General features: G+C 68.1%; 15 protein-coding genes. 6 read left to right on the top strand and 9 right to left on the bottom strand.

Annotated features, from left to right (window positions below):
• Positions 1-166 precede the first annotated feature (166 nt).
• Together H5411_RS07945 and H5411_RS07940 are read left to right on the top strand one after the other, a co-directional pair.
• Complete coding sequence (locus tag H5411_RS07945) at positions 167-577, top strand: DUF3151 domain-containing protein (protein ID WP_101436918.1); 411 nt, start codon at positions 167-169, stop codon at positions 575-577.
• Between the two features lie 108 nt (positions 578-685).
• Positions 686-1579 carry a helix-turn-helix domain-containing protein gene (locus tag H5411_RS07940; protein ID WP_183123413.1) on the top strand — a complete coding sequence of 298 codons (894 nt, stop codon included), beginning with the start codon at positions 686-688 and terminating at the stop codon, positions 1577-1579.
• Here H5411_RS07940 and H5411_RS07935 read toward each other — a convergent pair.
• From H5411_RS07935 to H5411_RS07925, 3 genes are all read right to left on the bottom strand, one after another.
• Positions 1560-2054, bottom strand: a complete 495-nt coding sequence (locus H5411_RS07935) for a GNAT family N-acetyltransferase (RefSeq protein ID WP_183123412.1) — start codon at positions 2052-2054, stop codon at positions 1560-1562. The two genes, H5411_RS07940 and H5411_RS07935, sit on opposite strands and share 20 nt — an antisense overlap.
• Before the next feature lie 73 nt (positions 2055-2127).
• Positions 2128-3312, bottom strand: coding sequence for a GGDEF domain-containing protein (locus H5411_RS07930; RefSeq protein WP_183123411.1), 1185 nt, complete (start codon positions 3310-3312; stop codon positions 2128-2130).
• A 323-nt stretch (positions 3313-3635) separates the two neighbouring features.
• Positions 3636-4895 (bottom strand): MFS transporter, encoded by a 1260-nt coding sequence (locus H5411_RS07925; RefSeq protein WP_183123410.1) that lies wholly within the window; start codon positions 4893-4895, stop codon positions 3636-3638.
• Between the two features lie 316 nt (positions 4896-5211).
• Here H5411_RS07925 and H5411_RS07920 point away from each other — a divergent pair, with 316 nt between their 5' ends.
• The gene (locus H5411_RS07920; RefSeq protein WP_183123409.1) at positions 5212-7089 is read left to right on the top strand and encodes an FAD/NAD(P)-binding protein; all 1878 of its coding nucleotides are present in this window, start codon (positions 5212-5214) and stop codon (positions 7087-7089) included.
• On the opposite strand, the gene H5411_RS07915 is transcribed toward H5411_RS07920, so the two are convergent.
• The 3 genes from H5411_RS07915 to H5411_RS07905 form a co-directional block, all read right to left on the bottom strand.
• Positions 7079-7978 (bottom strand): glycosyl hydrolase family 18 protein, encoded by a 900-nt coding sequence (locus tag H5411_RS07915; RefSeq protein ID WP_183123408.1) that lies wholly within the window; start codon positions 7976-7978, stop codon positions 7079-7081. The genes H5411_RS07920 and H5411_RS07915 overlap by 11 nt on opposite strands.
• A 48-nt stretch (positions 7979-8026) precedes the next feature.
• The gene (locus H5411_RS07910; protein ID WP_183123407.1) at positions 8027-8665 is read right to left on the bottom strand and encodes an HNH endonuclease family protein; all 639 of its coding nucleotides are present in this window, start codon (positions 8663-8665) and stop codon (positions 8027-8029) included.
• A gap of 152 nt (positions 8666-8817) precedes the next feature.
• The gene (locus tag H5411_RS07905; protein ID WP_183123406.1) at positions 8818-9489 is read right to left on the bottom strand and encodes a hypothetical protein; all 672 of its coding nucleotides are present in this window, start codon (positions 9487-9489) and stop codon (positions 8818-8820) included.
• Positions 9490-9565: 76 nt separating this feature from the next.
• Here H5411_RS07905 and H5411_RS07900 point away from each other — a divergent pair, with 76 nt between their 5' ends.
• A complete protein-coding gene (locus tag H5411_RS07900) occupies positions 9566-10852 on the top strand; it encodes an adenylosuccinate synthase (protein WP_009084870.1) in 1287 nt (428 codons plus the stop codon).
• A gap of 51 nt (positions 10853-10903) precedes the next feature.
• Here the strand turns inward: H5411_RS07900 and H5411_RS07895 are convergent, their stop codons facing one another.
• Complete coding sequence (locus tag H5411_RS07895; protein WP_183123405.1) at positions 10904-11401, bottom strand: OsmC family protein; 498 nt, start codon at positions 11399-11401, stop codon at positions 10904-10906.
• Positions 11402-11550: 149 nt separating this feature from the next.
• Between H5411_RS07895 and H5411_RS07890 the strand changes: the two genes are divergently transcribed.
• Complete coding sequence (locus H5411_RS07890) at positions 11551-12453, top strand: TIGR03564 family F420-dependent LLM class oxidoreductase (protein ID WP_183123404.1); 903 nt, start codon at positions 11551-11553, stop codon at positions 12451-12453.
• On the opposite strand, the gene H5411_RS07885 is transcribed toward H5411_RS07890, so the two are convergent.
• On the bottom strand, positions 12434-14071 hold the full coding sequence (locus tag H5411_RS07885; protein ID WP_183123403.1) for a Na+/H+ antiporter: 1638 nt from the start codon (positions 14069-14071) through the stop codon (positions 12434-12436). The genes H5411_RS07890 and H5411_RS07885 overlap by 20 nt on opposite strands.
• Positions 14072-14617: 546 nt before the next feature.
• On the opposite strand from H5411_RS07885, the gene H5411_RS07880 reads away from it, so the two are divergent.
• Positions 14618-14773, top strand: coding sequence for a hypothetical protein (locus tag H5411_RS07880; RefSeq protein ID WP_158242483.1), 156 nt, complete (start codon positions 14618-14620; stop codon positions 14771-14773).
• A gap of 301 nt (positions 14774-15074) precedes the next feature.
• Here H5411_RS07880 and H5411_RS07875 read toward each other — a convergent pair whose 3' ends face one another.
• A complete protein-coding gene (locus H5411_RS07875; protein ID WP_183123402.1) occupies positions 15075-16610 on the bottom strand; it encodes an amino acid permease in 1536 nt (511 codons plus the stop codon).
• Between the last annotated feature and the right edge of the window lie 58 nt (positions 16611-16668).

The following is a 16668-nucleotide window of genomic DNA, read 5'->3' as shown; positions in this document are numbered from 1 at the left end:
ACGGGTGGCGGACTTGCCCTCGCGCCGCACGGCACGGCAGGGTGTCGGCCCATGATGCCGAAACGAGCCGTCGCCGCCGTGCTGATCGCCGCACTCGTGCTGGCCGGCGGAGGCGTGCTGACCAGCCTGTTCCTCTGACCGAGGGCACCGTGGGCACAATGGCGGCATGACGCACAACCTGCTAGGCCCCGAGCCCACGCTGCTGCCCGAGCACACCGACGCGCAGGCCGCGCTCGACTCCGGGACGGACCCGTCCGCCGTGGCCGCCGAACACCCCGACTACAGCGAAGCCTGGGCCGCGCTCGCCGAACGCGCGCTCGCCGACGGCGAGATCGTCGCCGCGTACGCCTACGCCCGCACCGGCTACCACCGCGGCCTCGACCAGCTCCGCCGCGCCGGCTGGAAGGGCTTCGGCCCGGTGCCGTGGGCACACCGGCCGAACCAGGGTTTCCTGCGCGCGCTCGCCGCGCTCGGCATCGCCGCGGGCCGCATCGGCGAGTCCGAAGAGCACGAGCGTTGCAAGACGTTCCTCGCCGAGTCCGACCCGGCGGCTGCCGAGGCGACCGGCCTGAAGTGACGCGGGCCGCCCGGCGCGCCCAGGAAAACCGGGCGCGACCGGGCCGTCTGCCCACCTTCGGGTGACAGCTTGAGGTGTTCGCATTTGGTGACACCTACAAAGGCGGCCATGCGAGGCACGGCCATGCTCACCCCCCGGATCCGCACCCTCGGCACCGCGCTGCGCGAGGCCCGGATCGACGCCCGTTTCGGACTGCGCGAACTCGCCCGGCGAGTCGGCACCAACCCCGCTCTGGTGTCGAACTGGGAGCTGGGACAACGGGTTCCCGCGCTGGAGGACGTCGCGGGCATCCTCGGCGCGCTCGGTGTCGTGGGTGCGGAGAAACAACGGATCCTGCAACTGGCGCGCGGCACCGCCGAACCGGGCTGGGTCGCCCGCGGCAAGCAGTCCGACCCGGACCACCTCGGCGGGCTGCTCGCCTGCGAACGCGCCGCGACGTCGGTCGTCGAATGGCAGCCGCTCCTCGTGCCGGGGCTGCTGCAGATCCCGGACTACGCGCGAGCGCTGTTCCTCGCCGACGGTTTGCCGGTGAAGGACGCGGAACGCCAGGCGGAGATCCGGATGATGCGCCGGCCGCTGGTGGTCGGTCCCGGTGCGATTCCGTGCGAGGTGCTGCTGGGCGAGGCGGCGTTGCGCAATCCGATCGGCGGGCCCGCGACGATGGCCCGGCAGTTGCGGTTCCTCGCCGATCTGATGGCGACGTCGGCGAAGCTGTCGGTCCGCGTCGTGCCCGCGAGCAACGGGGGGCATCCAGGACTGGCTGGGCGGTTTTGCGTGTACCACGTGGAGGTCGGCGACCCGATCGTCTACTTCGAGCACCAGCACTCGGGGGCCTTCCTCCTCGACGAGGGGAACGACACCTACTGCGAGGTCGCGGACCGGATCCGCGAGATCTCCCTGGACTCCCGCAGGTCGGCTGCGTTCGTGCAGCAGGTCGCGCAGGAATTCCGGGAGATCGCGCAGGGGAAAAAGCCGGAGGAGTCTAGGAATTCGTCCGGCTAGCCGGTACGTCGATCACGCTCTGCAGCAGGTTCTTCGACACCGAGAAGCCGTGCCGCAGGTAGGCCGGGATCGCGCGGTCTGAGGAATGCACGGTCACCCGCTCCAGTCCGAATCCCGCGGCCAGCCGCAAGATCGCCTCGATCAGGAGCCCGCCGACGCCGCTGTCGCGTGCTTCCGGCACCACGTACACGCATTGCACGTCGCCGCAGATCCGCGAAAAGTCGTGCGGCGTCGGCACTCTGGGGGTGAGCGCGAGGAACGCCATCCCGAGCACCTGCTCGTCCCGCACCGCCACCAGACAACGATGCGTTTCGGCGTGTGCTCGAGCCCAGGCGGCGAACTCACGCACAAACTCGGCCCGATCACCTTGCGGCAGCCCATCGCTGTCCTCGACCCACCGCCACCGCAACGCGGCGACGGCGGCGAGTTCGTCGTCGCGGGCTAAGCGGATCCCGGTGACCGGCACAGGTTTCACTCCCGATTTCCCGGATGGTCGCGAAGGAAGGACCCGGCCGGCCGGGGGAGGGTGCCGGCCGGGTCCCAGGTCGTCAGGCGACCGCTGCGAGTTCTCGGGTTGGCGTGACCGAGCCGACGACGCGGTTGCGGCCGCTGTTCTTCGCCGCGTACACGGCTGCGTCGGCCGCGGCCATCACTTCGTCGATGCTCGTCCCGTCCAGCGGGAACGCGGCCACCCCGATCGACGCCGTGCGGTTTTCGATCGCGACCGCTTCGCCTTCGTTCGTCTGCGTCGGGATCACCAGCTCGCTGATCCGCTGCCGGATCCGTTCCGCTGTCACGATCGCGTCTTCCTTCGACGTCGACGGGAGCAGTGCGACGAACTCCTCGCCGCCGAATCGGCCGACGAGGTCGTGCGCCCGGGTTTCCTGTTTCACCACGGCGGCCACGGCTTTGAGGACGTCGTCGCCCGCGAGGTGGCCGTAGGTGTCGTTGATCCGCTTGAAGTGGTCGAGGTCGATCATCAGCGCGCCGAAGCTGCCGTTCTCGCGCTCGGCGCGGGAAATCTCGCGCTGCGCGCCCTCCTGCCAGGTGGTGGCGTTGAGCAGCTGCGTCTTCTGGTCCGTGGTCGCGAGTTCCTCGAGCCGCTTGATCAGCATCGACCGCTGCAGCACGTACAGAGGCAGGATGACCAGCACCGACAGCAGCGGTTCCTGGTTCAGCACCATCACGAGCAGCCCGCCGACGCACAGGGTCGCCAGTTCCAGCAGGTTGTCGTCCATCGTGCCGAGGCACGATTCGGGCGTCGCCTTCGCCGGGTCGGTCAGGTACAGGCCAAGGCCGGTCAATGCGGTGTTGACCAGGAAATAACCGAGCGCGCCCGCCACCACGGTGGTCACGCTGTGGCCGTCCACGAGGTGTCCGGCCAGCGCGGCACCGAAGCCGGACAGGATCATCGTGGTCGCGTTGGCCGCGACGCGGTGCGCTTCACCGGGGCGCGTGCCGTTCCAGCTGCGGAATGCCAGGTAGACGTAGATGATCACGCCGAGGGCGGCCACCAGCTGCGGCGGCACCAGCAGCGCCGCCGGGAGCAGCCACACCGAGGTGACGGTGATGTGCGGGCCCTGGCTCAGCATCCGGCGCTGCCGCTCGATCTGCCGCGTGACCTCGGTCTGCGCGATCGCCAAGCCGGCGAGCATCGCGAGGATGCCGAACTGGCCGAGGCTGACCGGGAACACCAGCGTGCTCACCACGGTGAGCACCGCCGTGACGGCCATGCTCGTCAGCGTGACCGCGACCCACTGCCGCGGCCTTGACCAGATCGACCACCGGGAAACCGCGTCGCGCAGCCCCAGAGCTGAAAATTCCCCCAATGTGACCATTCTTCCCCCCGGGTCTTGCGCGGATCTCCAGTGACACTCGCCTTACGCACAGTTTCAGACCGTTTGCCGCCTGTCCACAAGGGCCTTAGGTGTGTACATTTTTCCCGAACACGCCGGATGAAGGGTGACCAGCGATGCGCAGCAAGGAACAGTGACCGCGTAGCAGCACCGCAAGGTCGCGCAGGTCAGAGCCTCACGCGCGGGGCATGCCGGGGTAGCTAGGCATGTTCAGCGCGTGTGGCTTCCTTCGCTGACCCGTCTTCGGCATGTCCGGAAAAGGTCCGCTGCCACGCGATCGCGAGCGGAATCGTGATCAGCAGGCCGGCCAATCCGAAGATCCCGACGGTCGTCTGGGCGCTCACGTGGTCCGCGATGACCCCGCCGATCAACGGCGTCACGCCCATCGTCGTGGTCAATCCGGTGTTCGACAGGCCCATCGTCTGCGCCCGGCTCTCGTCCGGAACCGCGACCGTCAGCGAGGCCGTCGCCTGCAGCAGCGCGATCGTGCCGAAGCCGCCGGAGATCACGAACAGGATCACCGAGACGATCGGGCCCGGCTGCAGGAAACAGAGCAGCAGCGGGATCGCGGCGAGCGCGGTCAGCGGGCCGATCAGCTTCGGCCGGATCTCGGCGGGGACCCAGCGCGTGTAGACGAACGTGAAGATCACGCTGCCCACCGGGTCGGCGGCGAGCAGGAAGCCGATCATTTCGGACCCGCCGCCCGAGGAGGCGACGTAGGGCGCGGCGATGCCTTCGTACACCGGCATCAGCCCGGCGAGCCACGTGAAGACCATCAAGGACCGCAACGCGCTGGTCGCGAAGGCGACCCTGCCGCCCGCGCTCAGCGAGGAGAAGAACGGCTTGCGTTTTTCGCCGCTGGCAGCAGCGGGGCGGGTCTTCAGTCCGAAGCGGAGGAAGAGCGCCGAGAGCACGAAAGTGCCCGCGTCGAGCACTAGGGCAAGGTGGGCGTCCACCGCGAGCAGCAGCGCGCCACCGCCGGCGAAGCCGAGCAACTGCGCGGACTGGACGGTCATGCTCCGGATGCCCATGCCGACCACGAATCGGTCGCCTTCGAGCACCTGCGGCAGCAACGCCAGCTGAGACGCCTTGAACGGCGGATTCAGCAGCGAAACACAGCCGACGAGCACGCATAGTGCCCAGAACGGCAGTCCGGGAATGGCAACGCACAGAATCAGCACCGCGCGCGTGAGGTCGACGGTGACCATGACCGCCCGGCGCGGGAAACGGTCGGCGAATCCGGTGAGGAAGATGCCGCCCAGCAACGACGGGAAGAACGTGAGCGCGTAGGTGAGGCCGGTCAGCGTCGCCGAACCCGTATTGGCGTAGACCAGGACGGACAGCGCGACCCGGGCCAGCTGGTCACCGGCGATCGACAGCAGTTCGCCGAACCACATCGCGCGGAACTCGGCGACTCCGAACACCTCGCGGAACGTGACCCGGTGCGGTGCTGTCGTCATGCGTGTTCTCCCCGCTGCTGTGCGCGGACTGTGCCGCACTAGTGACCAACGGGTGACCCTAGAACCTCCTGGTCACGGGTCGGTCACACGAAGTGAGTTGTCAAGCTCAGTGTCTCGTGACTGTTGGTGATTCTCTAGGTTCTTTCGCCGGTATCCGACAGGTCACGATCAGTTCGCCACGTGTCCAGACGATAGCGCTCCGCACTCCCCGCCGGGGCCGGATCGATCTTTGTGGTTTGTGACACATCCGTTCAGGTGGCCGTCCGCAGAGTGGAACGTCCGCCGCGGCGTCGTCCAGCCGCGTAGCTTCGCCCGGGTGACCGCTCTCCCGACGTTCACGCTCGCCATCGTGGGCGCCGGACCTCGCGGGGTCGGCGTCCTCGAACGGCTGTCCGCGAACGCCGACGACCTGCTCGGCGACCGGCGCGTCGAAGTCCACCTCATCGACCCGTTCCCGCCCGGCCCCGGCCGCGTGTGGCGGTACGAGCAGTCGCCGCTGCTGCGGATGAACTCGATGCCCGAGGACGTCACCGTGTTCACCGACGACACGGTCCGGATCGATGGTCCGGTGCGGCCGGGTCCGTCGTTGATCGAGTGGGTGCGAAAGGTGCGCGCGGGCACCCTGGAGTACCCGGTGCCGGACGACGTCCGCGCCGAGTTCGAGACGCTCGCGTCCACGGATTTCCCGACCCGGCGGCTGCAGAGCCGGTACCTGGAGTGGTTCTACCGCAAGGTGGTGGCCGAACTGCCGCCCGGCATCACGGTGGTCGAGCATCTCGCCACGGCCGAAAGCATTGGCGACGACGAGACCGTGCGGCTTTCCGACGGCACGACCGTGAGCGCCGATGCCGTAGTGCTGACGGTCGGTCACCTCGACGCGGTCCCCGACTCCCGGGAACGCGAACTGGAGGCGTTCGCCGAGCAGCACGAGCTGTCCTACTACCCCGCCGGCTACACCGCGGACGTCGACTATTCCGCGGTGCCCGCCGGAGAACCGGTGCTAGTGCGCGGTTTCGGGCTAGCGTTCGTGGACCTGATGCTGTTGCTGACGGAGGGTCGCGGCGGCCGGTTCGAGGAACTGCCGTGCGGCGGTCTGCGTTACCGCCCGAGCGGCGCCGAGCCGGTGCTGCACGTCGGTTCCCGGCGCGGGGTGCCGTACCACGCGAAGACCGGCTACCGGTTGCGCGGGAAACCGTTGCAGCTGCCCAGATTCTTCGACCAGCGAGCCATCGACGGGCTGACCGGTCCGCTCGATTTCCGCGCGGACGTGTGGCCGCTGATCGCGAAGGAACTCGCCTGGGCGTACTACACCGAGCTGTTCACCGGACATCCGGACCGCGTGCGCATGGATTTCGCGGTTTTCGCGGACAAATTCGCCGACCTGCCGTGGGGAACGTCCGAAATGGACGCTCTGGTCACGGCTGCGGTGCCCGCTCTGGAGGACCGGCTCGACCTGGAGCGATTGGACCGCCCGTTCGCCGGCCGCCGCTTCGATTCCGGCGAGGAATTCGGGAAAGCGGTGCGGAAATACATCGAGTCCGACCTCGCACGCCGAGCGGACGCGCACCACAGCGCGGACCTCGGCGCGTTCATGGCTCTGTTGTCGGTGATCGGCCAGCTGCCCACGCTGCTCGCGACCGGACGGCTGACCGCGGCGTCGCAAGTGTCCGATATGGACGGCTGGTTCCACGGCTTCTTTTCCTACTACGCAAGTGGTCCGCCGCCGCGTCGTCTCGATGAACTGCTCGCGCTCGAGGACGCTGGCATCGTGTCGTTCCTCGGCGCGGACATCTCGATCGCAGCTGACGAAACCGCCGGAACGTTCGTCGCGTCCAGCGCCAGCCATCCGGACACTGTCGCCGCGCGTACGTTGATCGAGGCGCGGCTGCCGGACGCGAGCGTCCCCCGAGTGTCCGATCCGCTGTTGCGCAGCCTTCGGGACACCGGTGCGCTGGCTGAGGAAACCGTGCCGGATGTCGACGGTGCGACCCTGCCGTCCGGACGGATCGCCACGACGCTCAGCGACTTCCGACTGCTCACTGTGGACGGATCGCCGCATCAGCGGCGGTTCGCGGTGGGCCCGCACACGAGCGTCCGTTCGGCGGGGGCCTTCACGCGTCCGCGCACGAACGCGATCTCGTTCCGGCAGAACGACGCACTGGCAAGAGAAATCCTGCGGCTGGCTAACCCTTGACCGTCGGCGCGATCTGCTGCGCCCATTCCCACGGTGCGGCGGTGTCGCCGGGCAACGAGTTGAAGTACTCCCAGCCGTCGATGCCACCGAAGTCCGAGTACTTCTGGACGAGACTGCTGACGGTGTTCTTCAGCGTCGGCATGTCGACGTAACCGTTGCAGTTAGCGGGATTCGTGACCGTTCCGGCGACGACCTTGCTCGCCGGGACGACGCCGTGGCCGATGATCTGGTCGTAACCCGACGTGTCCGCCAGTGATCCCCAGCCGCAGTAGAACTGGGCGTTGAACCAGGAAATCTGGTCGCCGCGCTCGCGGTAGAGCCGGTCGTAGTCGAGGCCGGAAAGGCCGCCCCCGCCGCTGAGTTCGGTCGCGACCGGCGCGAGGGTGATCAGGAAGTCCGGGCCGAAGTCGCTCCGCAGCGCGTCGATCACCCGGTTCAGCGCGTCGTTCGACATCTGCTCCTCGACGTCGAGGTCGATGCCAGACAGCGAATGGTCGCGGATCAGGTTGCGCAGCAACGGATAGTAAGTGTCGAAGTCCTGCTCGAGACGCTGGAAGCTGCCTTTCGCGGCACCGCCGACGAAGGCGAGCGTGTGCACGCCTTTGCTTCGCATCGTGGCGAGATCAGCCCACATCTGCGTGAACTTGGCGTCCGACGGCGGATCGTCGTTGAGCGTCATGGTTCCGCCGTCGTTGAGGTGCACGGCTCCGACGATCACGTCAGTCACGCCGGTGTCGTGGTCGGTGAGGCCCAACGGGGAGAGGTACGACCCGTTTTGGTGCGTCGTTTGGTAGTAGACAACAACTCTGCGCCCGGTCGCCGCCGTGGCCGGGGCTGCTCCGCAGGCCACCAGGAACACCGCCAGCACCGCCGCCGTGATCTTCCTCATGGTCCGGACCATAGGACGGCGGCGGCGCCCGCGGTAGGGCCGATCGGCTCAGCAGCGGCCCAGCATGTCCGTCAGCGCAGACTTTTCGGCCGAATTCACGGTGAGCTTGAACTTGTACTTGACCGTCACCCACATCTTGGCGTAGGTGCACCAGTATCCGGTGGACGGCGGCTTCCACTGGTCCGGCGACTTGTCGCCCTTTTCCTGGTTCACGTTGTCGGTCACCGCGATCAGTTGCGGGTCGGACAGGTCATTGGCGTAGGCCTGGCGCTGCTCCTGGGTCCAGGACGAGGCACCGGTGCGCCACGCGTCGGCGAGCGGCACCACGTGGTCGATGTCCACATCGGACGGTGAGCTCCAGGTCGCCCCGTCGTACGGCGAGGTCCACTTGCCGGACGTCGGATAGCAATCGGAGCCGACCTGGACGTTCGTGCCGTCACGCTTGAGCACCATCTCGCGCGTGTTGCAGCTGTTGCCCTGGTCGATCCAGTGCGGGAACTTGTCGCGGCTGTAGCCGGTCTGCGAGCCGTCCGGTTTCACCGTGAGACCGGCGAGCTGGCTCTTCGCGGTGTCCGCCGACGGAATGCCCGGCGGGGTGGCGTCGGCGACGCCGACCGTGATCGAGCCGAGCAGCGCGACGCCGGCCAGGACGGTCAAGGAATTGCGAACTGTACGAGTGGTCGGCATCTTGCTGCCTTCCTGGTCAGATGTGGGACTGATTCACCTTTGACCACGAAAGTGGCGTGTGCAACACCGTCAGGTGACAGCAAGCCGACCTTCTGTAAACGGAAGGTCACCGAGAGTCCAAGTTCGCTTGAATCTCGCCCGGTGCCGCCGGGTCAGCCGCGGACCGCGCGGAGGTCGGCCGTGTGCCGGTACCAGGTCCGCCGGGTGATCTCGCGATCCTGCGGGACACCGTCGATGACCAGCGAAGACGTCGGCACGCAGCCGAGCTGGAAGGCGCGGCCGCGATACGTCGCGGACCGTTTGAGGAGCTTGCCGCGGGTGATTCGGGCGGTGACTCCGGAGTCGTCCGGTGCGACCTCAATGCCGGAAACTGAACCGTCGAAAGCCACCTGTTCGTCGCAATACGCTTGGCCCTTGACATCGCGCAGGGTCGCGTGCCCGAGCAGCACGCCGCCGGTGTCGTCGCGGACGAGGGAGATCTCGGCGTCCTCACCCTTCCAGGCGAGTGCGAACGCCTCGTCCGGGTCCGAAGGCAGCCGCCAGTGCGCGGCGACGCGAGAGCCGGACTCGGCGGCGACGAAACCCACTGACACGCCCGGGAGGAGTTCGCGGCGCATGAGACGCACCACCACGGCGGCGAGGTCGGCGTCGGTGCCCAGCACGACGAGCCGGTCGTGTTCCCCCAGCAAGGGGTCGATTTCCGCCTTGCCGGGACGGGGTCCGGCGTGCACCAGCGGGACGTCGCCGAGCCGCGCGGACAGATCCGCCGAGGCGCCGCAGGCCACCACTATTCCGCGCACTCCGGCGTCCTCCGTTAAAGTCATGCACCGGCATTTACCAGCGCCACCCGTGCCCCCGTCCGGGGTCACTATTCCTATTGCCGAACACCTGGAGTGTCACATGCCGGCCATCGTGCTGATCGGTGCCCAGTGGGGGGACGAGGGCAAGGGCAAGGCCACCGACCTGCTCGGCGACCGCGTCCAGTGGGTCGTCCGCTACCAGGGCGGCAACAACGCGGGCCACACGGTCGTGCTGCCGAACGGCGAGAACTTCGCGCTGCACCTCATCCCGTCGGGGATCCTGACGCCGGGCGTGACCAACGTCATCGGCAACGGCGTGGTCATCGACCCGGGCGTGCTGCTGGACGAGCTGGCCGGTCTCGAGGAGCGCGACGTCGACACCAGCAAGCTGCTGATCTCGGCCGACGCGCACTTGATCATGCCGTACCACGTGGCGATCGACAAAGTCACCGAGCGCTACCTCGGCAGCCGCAAAATCGGCACCACCGGCCGCGGCATCGGGCCGTGCTACCAGGACAAGATCGCCCGCGTCGGCGTCCGCGTCCAGGACCTGCTGGACGAGAAGATCTTCCGGCAGAAGGTCGAAGCCGCCTTGGAGTTCAAGAACCAGGTGCTGGTCAAGGTCTACAACCGCAAGGCGCTCGACGCCGACCAGGTCGCCGACGAGGTGCTCGCGGCGGGCGAGAAGTTCGCGCACCGCATCGCCGACACCCGGCTGCAGCTGAACCAGGCGCTGGAGCGCGGCGAGACGGTGCTGCTGGAAGGCTCGCAGGGCACGCTGCTCGACGTGGACCACGGCACGTACCCGTTCGTCACGTCGTCGAACCCGACGTCCGGCGGCGCGAGCGCGGGCTCGGGCATCGGCCCGGGCCGCATCACGACCGTGCTGGGCATCCTGAAGGCGTACACGACCCGTGTCGGCTCCGGCCCGTTCCCGACCGAACTGGACGACGAGTCCGGCGAGTACCTGCGCAAACAGGGCGGCGAATTCGGCGTCACCACCGGCCGCTCCCGGCGCACCGGCTGGTTCGACGCGGTGATCGCCCGCTACGCGGTGCGGGTCAACGGAATCACCGACTACTTCCTGACCAAGCTGGACGTGCTGTCCGGCCTGGAAAAGGTCCCGGTGTGCGTCGGCTACGAGGTGGACGGCTTCCGCACCTCGGACATGCCGATGACCCAGACCGACGTGCACCACGCGGTCCCGATCTACGAAGAGCTGCCGGGCTGGTTCGAGGACATCTCGCACTGCCGAACGTACGACGAACTGCCTGCCAACGCGCGGGCCTACGTCGAGCGGATCGAGGAACTGTCGGGCGCGCGGGTTTCGGCGATCGGCGTCGGTCCCGGGCGGGAGCAGACGATCGTGCGGCACGAGTTCGCCTGAGTTCTCGGCTTGAGCGGCCAGGCTGGTTTCGTACCGGCCTGGCCGTTTTCGTCAGCGAACCGTTGTGGTGACTGGGGTTTGGTTGCGGAAAAGGTCGAGCACCGGGCAGTGCTCGTCCACCGCGCGGTGGAGTTGTTCGTAGGCTTCGGGTGCGGACGGGCCTTCGAGTTCGACGGACACCCGCACGTCGCTGAAACCTGGCCGGGTCGATTCGTCGAAGCCGAAGAAGCCGTGCCGGTCTAGGTCGCCGTCCACCTTCACGCGCACGGCGTCGAGCGGGATGCCGAGGCGGGCGGCCCAGAACTGGTACGTGATCACCTGGCAGGACCCGAGCGCGGCCAGCGCGTATTCGACCGGGTTCGCTGCCTGGTCGGTGCCGCCGAGCGCGGGCGGCTCGTCGACGGTGAACGCGTGGTCGCGCACGCGAACGTCCACCACGGTCGCGGTGTTGGCGGCCAGCTCGTGGTCGACGCTGAACGACACCGCCGCGTTGTGCCGGTCTGTCTGCACGGCTTGGCGGGTGCCGTCGATGACGTCGGTCAGGGACATCCGTCCTCCTGGAGTCGTCGGGCGTCCAGGGTGCGGGTCTGCCGGGGCGTCGGGCAGGGTCTCTCGTCGGCTGTGAACGCGGCTGACACAAAGATGCGCGCTTGTTTCGGCTGGTGAGAAACCGGTGGTACGCCTGAATACTTGAAGACATGAGCGTCGGACTGACTTTGCCCACCCTGCCGCGGGCGCACATCGCGGTGACCGAATTGCTGGACCAGGCACGCGAGGCCGAGGAGGCTGGTGCGGCGTCGATCTGGTTCGCCCAATTGCCCTTGAGCCACGACGCGCTGGTGGCGGCCGCGTTGGCCGGACAGGTGACCTCTCGGGTCGAAATCGGCACTTCCGTCGTGCCGATTTACCCGCGGCACCCGCTGGCGCTGGCGTCCGCCGCGCGCACGGCGAGCGAGGCGTCCGGCGGGCGGTTCACACTCGGCATCGGTCTTGGCGCCAAGAACTTCCTCGAACCGGTCTATGGCACGCCGTACCCGCCGCCGGTGCGGCACCTGCGGGAGTACCTGACCGTGTTGCGCGCAGTGTTCGCTGGGGAACAAGTCGACTTCGCTGGCTCGACGGTGGAGGCGCATCTGACGGAGCCCGCGCCGGCGGTGCCGATTTCGGTGCTCGTCGCCGCGATGGGGCCGCAGGCGTTGCGCGTCACCGGTGAACTGGCCGACGGCACGTTGCCGTATCTGGCCAGCCCGCAGGCTCTCTCGAACCTGATCGTGCCCGGGATCGGTCCTGGCAAGCGAGTGGTCGCCGCCGTTCCAGCCGTGGTGACCAGTGACGTTGATGCGGTGCGCGAACTCGCGGCACGGGAACTCGGTTTCTACGGTTCGATCCCGTCGTACCAACGGGTGCTTGCGGCAGGTGGCGTCGAAAACGCGGCGGACCTGGTGCTGATCGGCGACGAGGAGACGGTCGCCGCCGGCGTGCAGCGCTACTTCGACGCTGGCGCGACCGACGTGTTGCTCACCCAGACCGCCCTGCACACCGACGAGGACCGGCGGCGCACCTGGCGGCTGACGGGCGAACTCAACTCATCCGGTTCGTAAGGGTTGTCGTCACGGACATTTCCTCCAGGTCGAGTTCGCGCAGAACCTTCTGCAGGACGTCGTCGTCAAGGCGGCCGGCGCGGTTCTCCTCGATCATCGCCGCACGCTGGGTGATGAGGAGTTCCCGCCGCGCCTTGGCGAACTGCGCCTGCGGGCTGTCGCGGCGCTCCTCGCCGGACAGCGTGATCGCGGCCTGCGCGAACCGGTACCGGGTGTCCACGACGCGTTCCAGCCGTTGCTCGAGCCGCTTCATCTTCTCCGGCTCCATGTCTAATGTGGACAGTTGGTCGCGGACAAGCTCGTGCAGCCGCTCGTGCGCGGCTTTTTGCGCGACCTTGCGCGCGGCCAGCTCTTCGGCCTGGTCGCGGGCATCCTCGTCCGGGTCTTGGACTTTGAGCAGCCGGATCAGCGGTGGCAGCGTGAGGCCTTGGATCAGCACGGTCCCGACCGCGACGGCGAACGCGAACAGCTGGATCTCGGCGCGACCAGGAGTGTCCGCGGGCACGCCGGACGCGGCGGCGATGGTGACGACACCGCGCATGCCGGTCCAGGAGATCACCGCCAGCGACCGCCAGGGCGGCGGATCATGCTTGGTGCGCCGGAGAAGTTGCAGTGACCGGGGCAGGTAGCTGGACAGGAAGACCGCGGGTATCCGCACGAACATCGTAGCGAGCAACACGATGATCGCGGACAACGCGAGCGTCCCGTTGTCCCGCGCGGCATGCTGCGCCCCGTCGAGCACGAACGGCAGTTGCAGCGCCATCAACGCGAACACCAGTGCCTCGAGCATGACGTCGATCGACGCCCAGACAGATCGGTCCTGCACCCGCGTCGCCGGCGATGCGCGCAACGACCGGTGCCCGAGGAACAGCCCCGCCGTGACGACTGCCAGCACGCCGCTCCCGCTGAACTCTGAGCCGAACGGATGCAGATGTTCCGCGGTGACGTACGCCGCGAACGGCACCACGATCCCGAACGCCGATTCGAGCAGCGGATCGTCCAGCCTCGTGCGGATCAGCTCGACGACCCCGCCCGCGACCAGTCCGACGAGGACGCCGACCACCGTCGCGACGGCGAAGACCGCGAACCCGTGCCCGAGCGATCCCGCCGTCCCGGCCACCGCCGCGAGCGCGACCTTGTACAGCGTGAGTGCGGCCGCGTCGTTGACCAGGCTCTCGCCGGTGAGCACCGTCATCACGCCCCGGGGCAACCCCAGCCGCCGTCCGATCGCGACAGCAGTGACCGCGTCCGGCGGAGACACGACCGCCCCGAGCACCAGCGCTGAGGCCCACGGCAAATCGGGCAGCAGCAGGTGCACGACGAACGCGATCACGAACGCGGTGGCCACCACGAGCAGCACGCCGAGCGTGATGATCGGCCTCAAGTTCGCACGAAAGTGGGCGATCGAACTCTCCAGCGACGTCGAGTACAGCAACGGCGGCAGCACGACAGTCAGGATCAGTTCGGGTTCCAGCTCGACCCGCGGAACGCCGGGAATCAACGCGACCCCCAGCGCGACCACCACGATGAGCAGCGGCGCGGACAGGTTGAACCGCCGGGCGATCGCAGTCAGCCCGAGCGACCCGGCGAGCACGCCGACCAGCGTCAAGGTCTCCATGCTTCGCATCTTGACTCATGGGTCGGAGGAGGCACGGATGGTGTGGGTTCGTGTCGGGACTCCCTTCGGGACGAGGTGGACGGGTGGGTTGCGGGCGGAGGGCGGCTTGTTGGTGGGCTTCGTGAGGCGTTGGTGAGCGGGTCCTTTCGGGTCAGCGGTATCGGGCTCGGCGGCGGTTGGCGGATGGTGATGGGCGGAGGCGGATCGACGCGGGCATCGCGCCCCGCCGTTCGGGGGGCAGCACCTGCGGCCTGGTGGCCGGGTCGGGTGGCGACCCGGCATCGACGCGGTGGCTTGGCGGACGGCGACGGCCAGGAAGCGTCGCGCCCGGGTGGGTCACGGGGTGGACGGGACAGCCGCCTTGCATTGAGGCGGAAACCGTGGGCGGCGCGAACGTCGGAATGGTTGGTCGTAGTGAGTCAAGCCGCCCGGCGACACCGCAAGTAGCGGTTGACCGTGGGCAAAACGGCTCTGCCGAGGCAGTCGCGGGCAGGCGACGGCGGGCGAGCCCAGCGATGCTGTGGCAGCCGGTCCGCCTCGCCGCGGATGAACCGGTCGGGCGACGCGGTCGGCACACGGCGGTTCGGCGAGCGGCCGACCAGACTCCCGTTCGCAGGCTCCGATCAGGCGCTCGGCGGAGCGATGTCGGACCGGACGACGCCGCTGGACCGTGCGATGCCGGACGGCGCGCCGCTGGACTGAACGCCGCTAGACGGCACGCTGCCAGACCGTGCGATGCCAGACGGCACACCGCCGGACCGTGCGACGCCGGACGGCGCGCCGCTGGACCGAACGCCGCTAGACGGCACGCTGCCAGACCGTGCGATGCCAGACGGCACACCGCCGGACCGTGCGATGCCAGACGGCACGCTGCCAGACCGTGCGATGCCAGACGGCACGCTGCGGGGCCAAGCGAAGCCGGGCAGACCGGCACCAGGCGAAGGGACGCCAGGCGAAGCGACGCAGGGTGGAGAACGGTCGGCAGTCTCGAGAACTCGCGGGACTAGCCGAGCTCCTTCAGTTCCTTTTCCACGGCGGCCAATTCCTCCGCCGAGCCCTGCACCTTCGGGCCGGTGAACCACTTCCGCGCGGACAAGACCCACCACAGGGCCGCTCCTCCCAGCACCACCAGGAAGGCGATCGGCGTGTAGTTGAACGTGTCGACCGTGATGGGACTTGCTTGCGGCAGCATGAAGAGCACGAAGATCACCACGACCCACGCCGTCGCGACGATGCCGATCGGTTTGCCCCAGCGGCCCAGGTTCCACGGGCCTTTCTCGAAGCTGTCGCCGCGGCGGACGCGGAGGAAGACCGGGATCACGTACGCGACGTACAGGCCCACTGTCGCGATCGAGGTGACTGCCGCGTAAGCCGTCGCGCTCCACAGGTACGGCAACGCCAGCACCAGTGCGCCACCGGCCGCGAGCCATACTGCGTTGGTCGGGGTTTGGGTTCGTTTGTTGATGTTGTGCCAGATCTTCGAACCCGGGATCGCGCCGTCGCGGGCGAAGGCGTAGATCATGCGGGAGTTCGCGGTCACTGACGCCATGCCGCAGAACAACTGTGCGCCGATGCAGATCAGGAGCAGGAATTTGCCGGTCACGGCTCCGGTCGCGTCGATGAAGATCTGTGCCGGCGGAACACCCGTGGCCGAATTGACGGCTCCGTCGTAGTCCTGGATCGCGAACGTCAGGCCGATCAACAGGATCCAGCCCGCGACCAGCGACACGAGGATCGAGTTGATGATTCCGCGCGGTCCCGCTTTCGCGGCGTTCTTGGTTTCCTCCGTCATGTGCGCCGAGGCGTCGTAGCCGGTGAGGGTGTACTGCGCCAGCAGCAAACCCAGCAAGAACACATACGGCGCGGAACCCCAGCCGGTCTGGTTCACGAAGCTGCCGAACACGAACGACGCTTCCTGATGCTTCGCCGGCACGAACACGAGCACGCCCACGATCACCAGCACGCCCAGCAGATGCCACCACACGCTGACGCTGTTCAGCACCGCCACCACTCGCACGCCGAAGGTGTTCAGCGCCCCGTGCACGACGAGAATGACGGCCAGCAGCAAAATCGTGTGCCCCGGCGTCGCGCTGAAGCCCCACTGCAGATCGAGGAACGCGTTCAGGAAGAGCGCGGCTCCGAAGTCGATGCCAGCGGTGACCGCGATCTGCCCGATCAGGTTGAACCAGCCGGTGAACCACGACCACGCCGGGCCGTTGCGGGTCGCCAGCTTCGCCGCCCAGTAGTAGAGCCCGCCCGCGGTCGGGTAGCTCGAGCACACTTCCGCCATGCCCAGCCCGACCAGCACCACGAACAGCCCGACCAGCGGCCAGCCCCAGATCATCGCCGCCGGGCCGCCGGTCTTCATGCCGAAGCCGTACAGCGTGAGGCAGCCGGACAGGATCGAGATGATCGTGAACGACACGGCGAAGTTGGAGAACGCCGACATCGTGCGTTTGAGTTCCTGCGCGTAGCCGAGCGCGTGCAGGCGAGCGCTGTCTTCGTCGGGTTGGCCGGTCTGCTGGTCGGAGACATCCATCGGGCACCCACCTGAAAGGTATGCGGACAGACCATTGAGAGTGGGCAGAAGTTAGCCC

It is taken from the genome of Amycolatopsis echigonensis, from assembly GCF_014174495.1.
GTDB classification, from domain to species: domain Bacteria; phylum Actinomycetota; class Actinomycetes; order Mycobacteriales; family Pseudonocardiaceae; genus Amycolatopsis; species Amycolatopsis echigonensis.
This window is presented reverse-complemented; position numbering and strand designations above follow the sequence as displayed.

What these genes read in the sequence shown, in the direction of transcription:
- H5411_RS07945 (WP_101436918.1), top strand. Translation starts at nt 167, where the DNA reads ATGACGCACAACCTGCTAGGCCCCGAGCCCACGCTGCTGCCCGAGCAC.
- H5411_RS07940 (WP_183123413.1), top strand. Translation starts at nt 686, where the DNA reads ATGCGAGGCACGGCCATGCTCACCCCCCGGATCCGCACCCTCGGCACC.
- H5411_RS07930 (WP_183123411.1), bottom strand. Translation starts at nt 3,312, where the DNA reads ATGGCCGTCACGGCGGTGCTCACCGTGGTGAGCACGCTGGTGTTCCCG.
- H5411_RS07925 (WP_183123410.1), bottom strand. Translation starts at nt 4,895, where the DNA reads ATGACGACAGCACCGCACCGGGTCACGTTCCGCGAGGTGTTCGGAGTC.
- H5411_RS07915 (WP_183123408.1), bottom strand. Translation starts at nt 7,978, where the DNA reads ATGAGGAAGATCACGGCGGCGGTGCTGGCGGTGTTCCTGGTGGCCTGC.
- H5411_RS07910 (WP_183123407.1), bottom strand. Translation starts at nt 8,665, where the DNA reads ATGCCGACCACTCGTACAGTTCGCAATTCCTTGACCGTCCTGGCCGGC.
- H5411_RS07905 (WP_183123406.1), bottom strand. Translation starts at nt 9,489, where the DNA reads ATGACTTTAACGGAGGACGCCGGAGTGCGCGGAATAGTGGTGGCCTGC.
- H5411_RS07900 (WP_009084870.1), top strand. Translation starts at nt 9,566, where the DNA reads ATGCCGGCCATCGTGCTGATCGGTGCCCAGTGGGGGGACGAGGGCAAG.
- H5411_RS07895 (WP_183123405.1), bottom strand. Translation starts at nt 11,401, where the DNA reads ATGTCCCTGACCGACGTCATCGACGGCACCCGCCAAGCCGTGCAGACA.
- H5411_RS07890 (WP_183123404.1), top strand. Translation starts at nt 11,551, where the DNA reads ATGAGCGTCGGACTGACTTTGCCCACCCTGCCGCGGGCGCACATCGCG.
- H5411_RS07885 (WP_183123403.1), bottom strand. Translation starts at nt 14,071, where the DNA reads ATGGAGACCTTGACGCTGGTCGGCGTGCTCGCCGGGTCGCTCGGGCTG.
- H5411_RS07880 (WP_158242483.1), top strand. Translation starts at nt 14,618, where the DNA reads ATGAACCGGTCGGGCGACGCGGTCGGCACACGGCGGTTCGGCGAGCGG.
- H5411_RS07875 (WP_183123402.1), bottom strand. Translation starts at nt 16,610, where the DNA reads ATGGATGTCTCCGACCAGCAGACCGGCCAACCCGACGAAGACAGCGCT.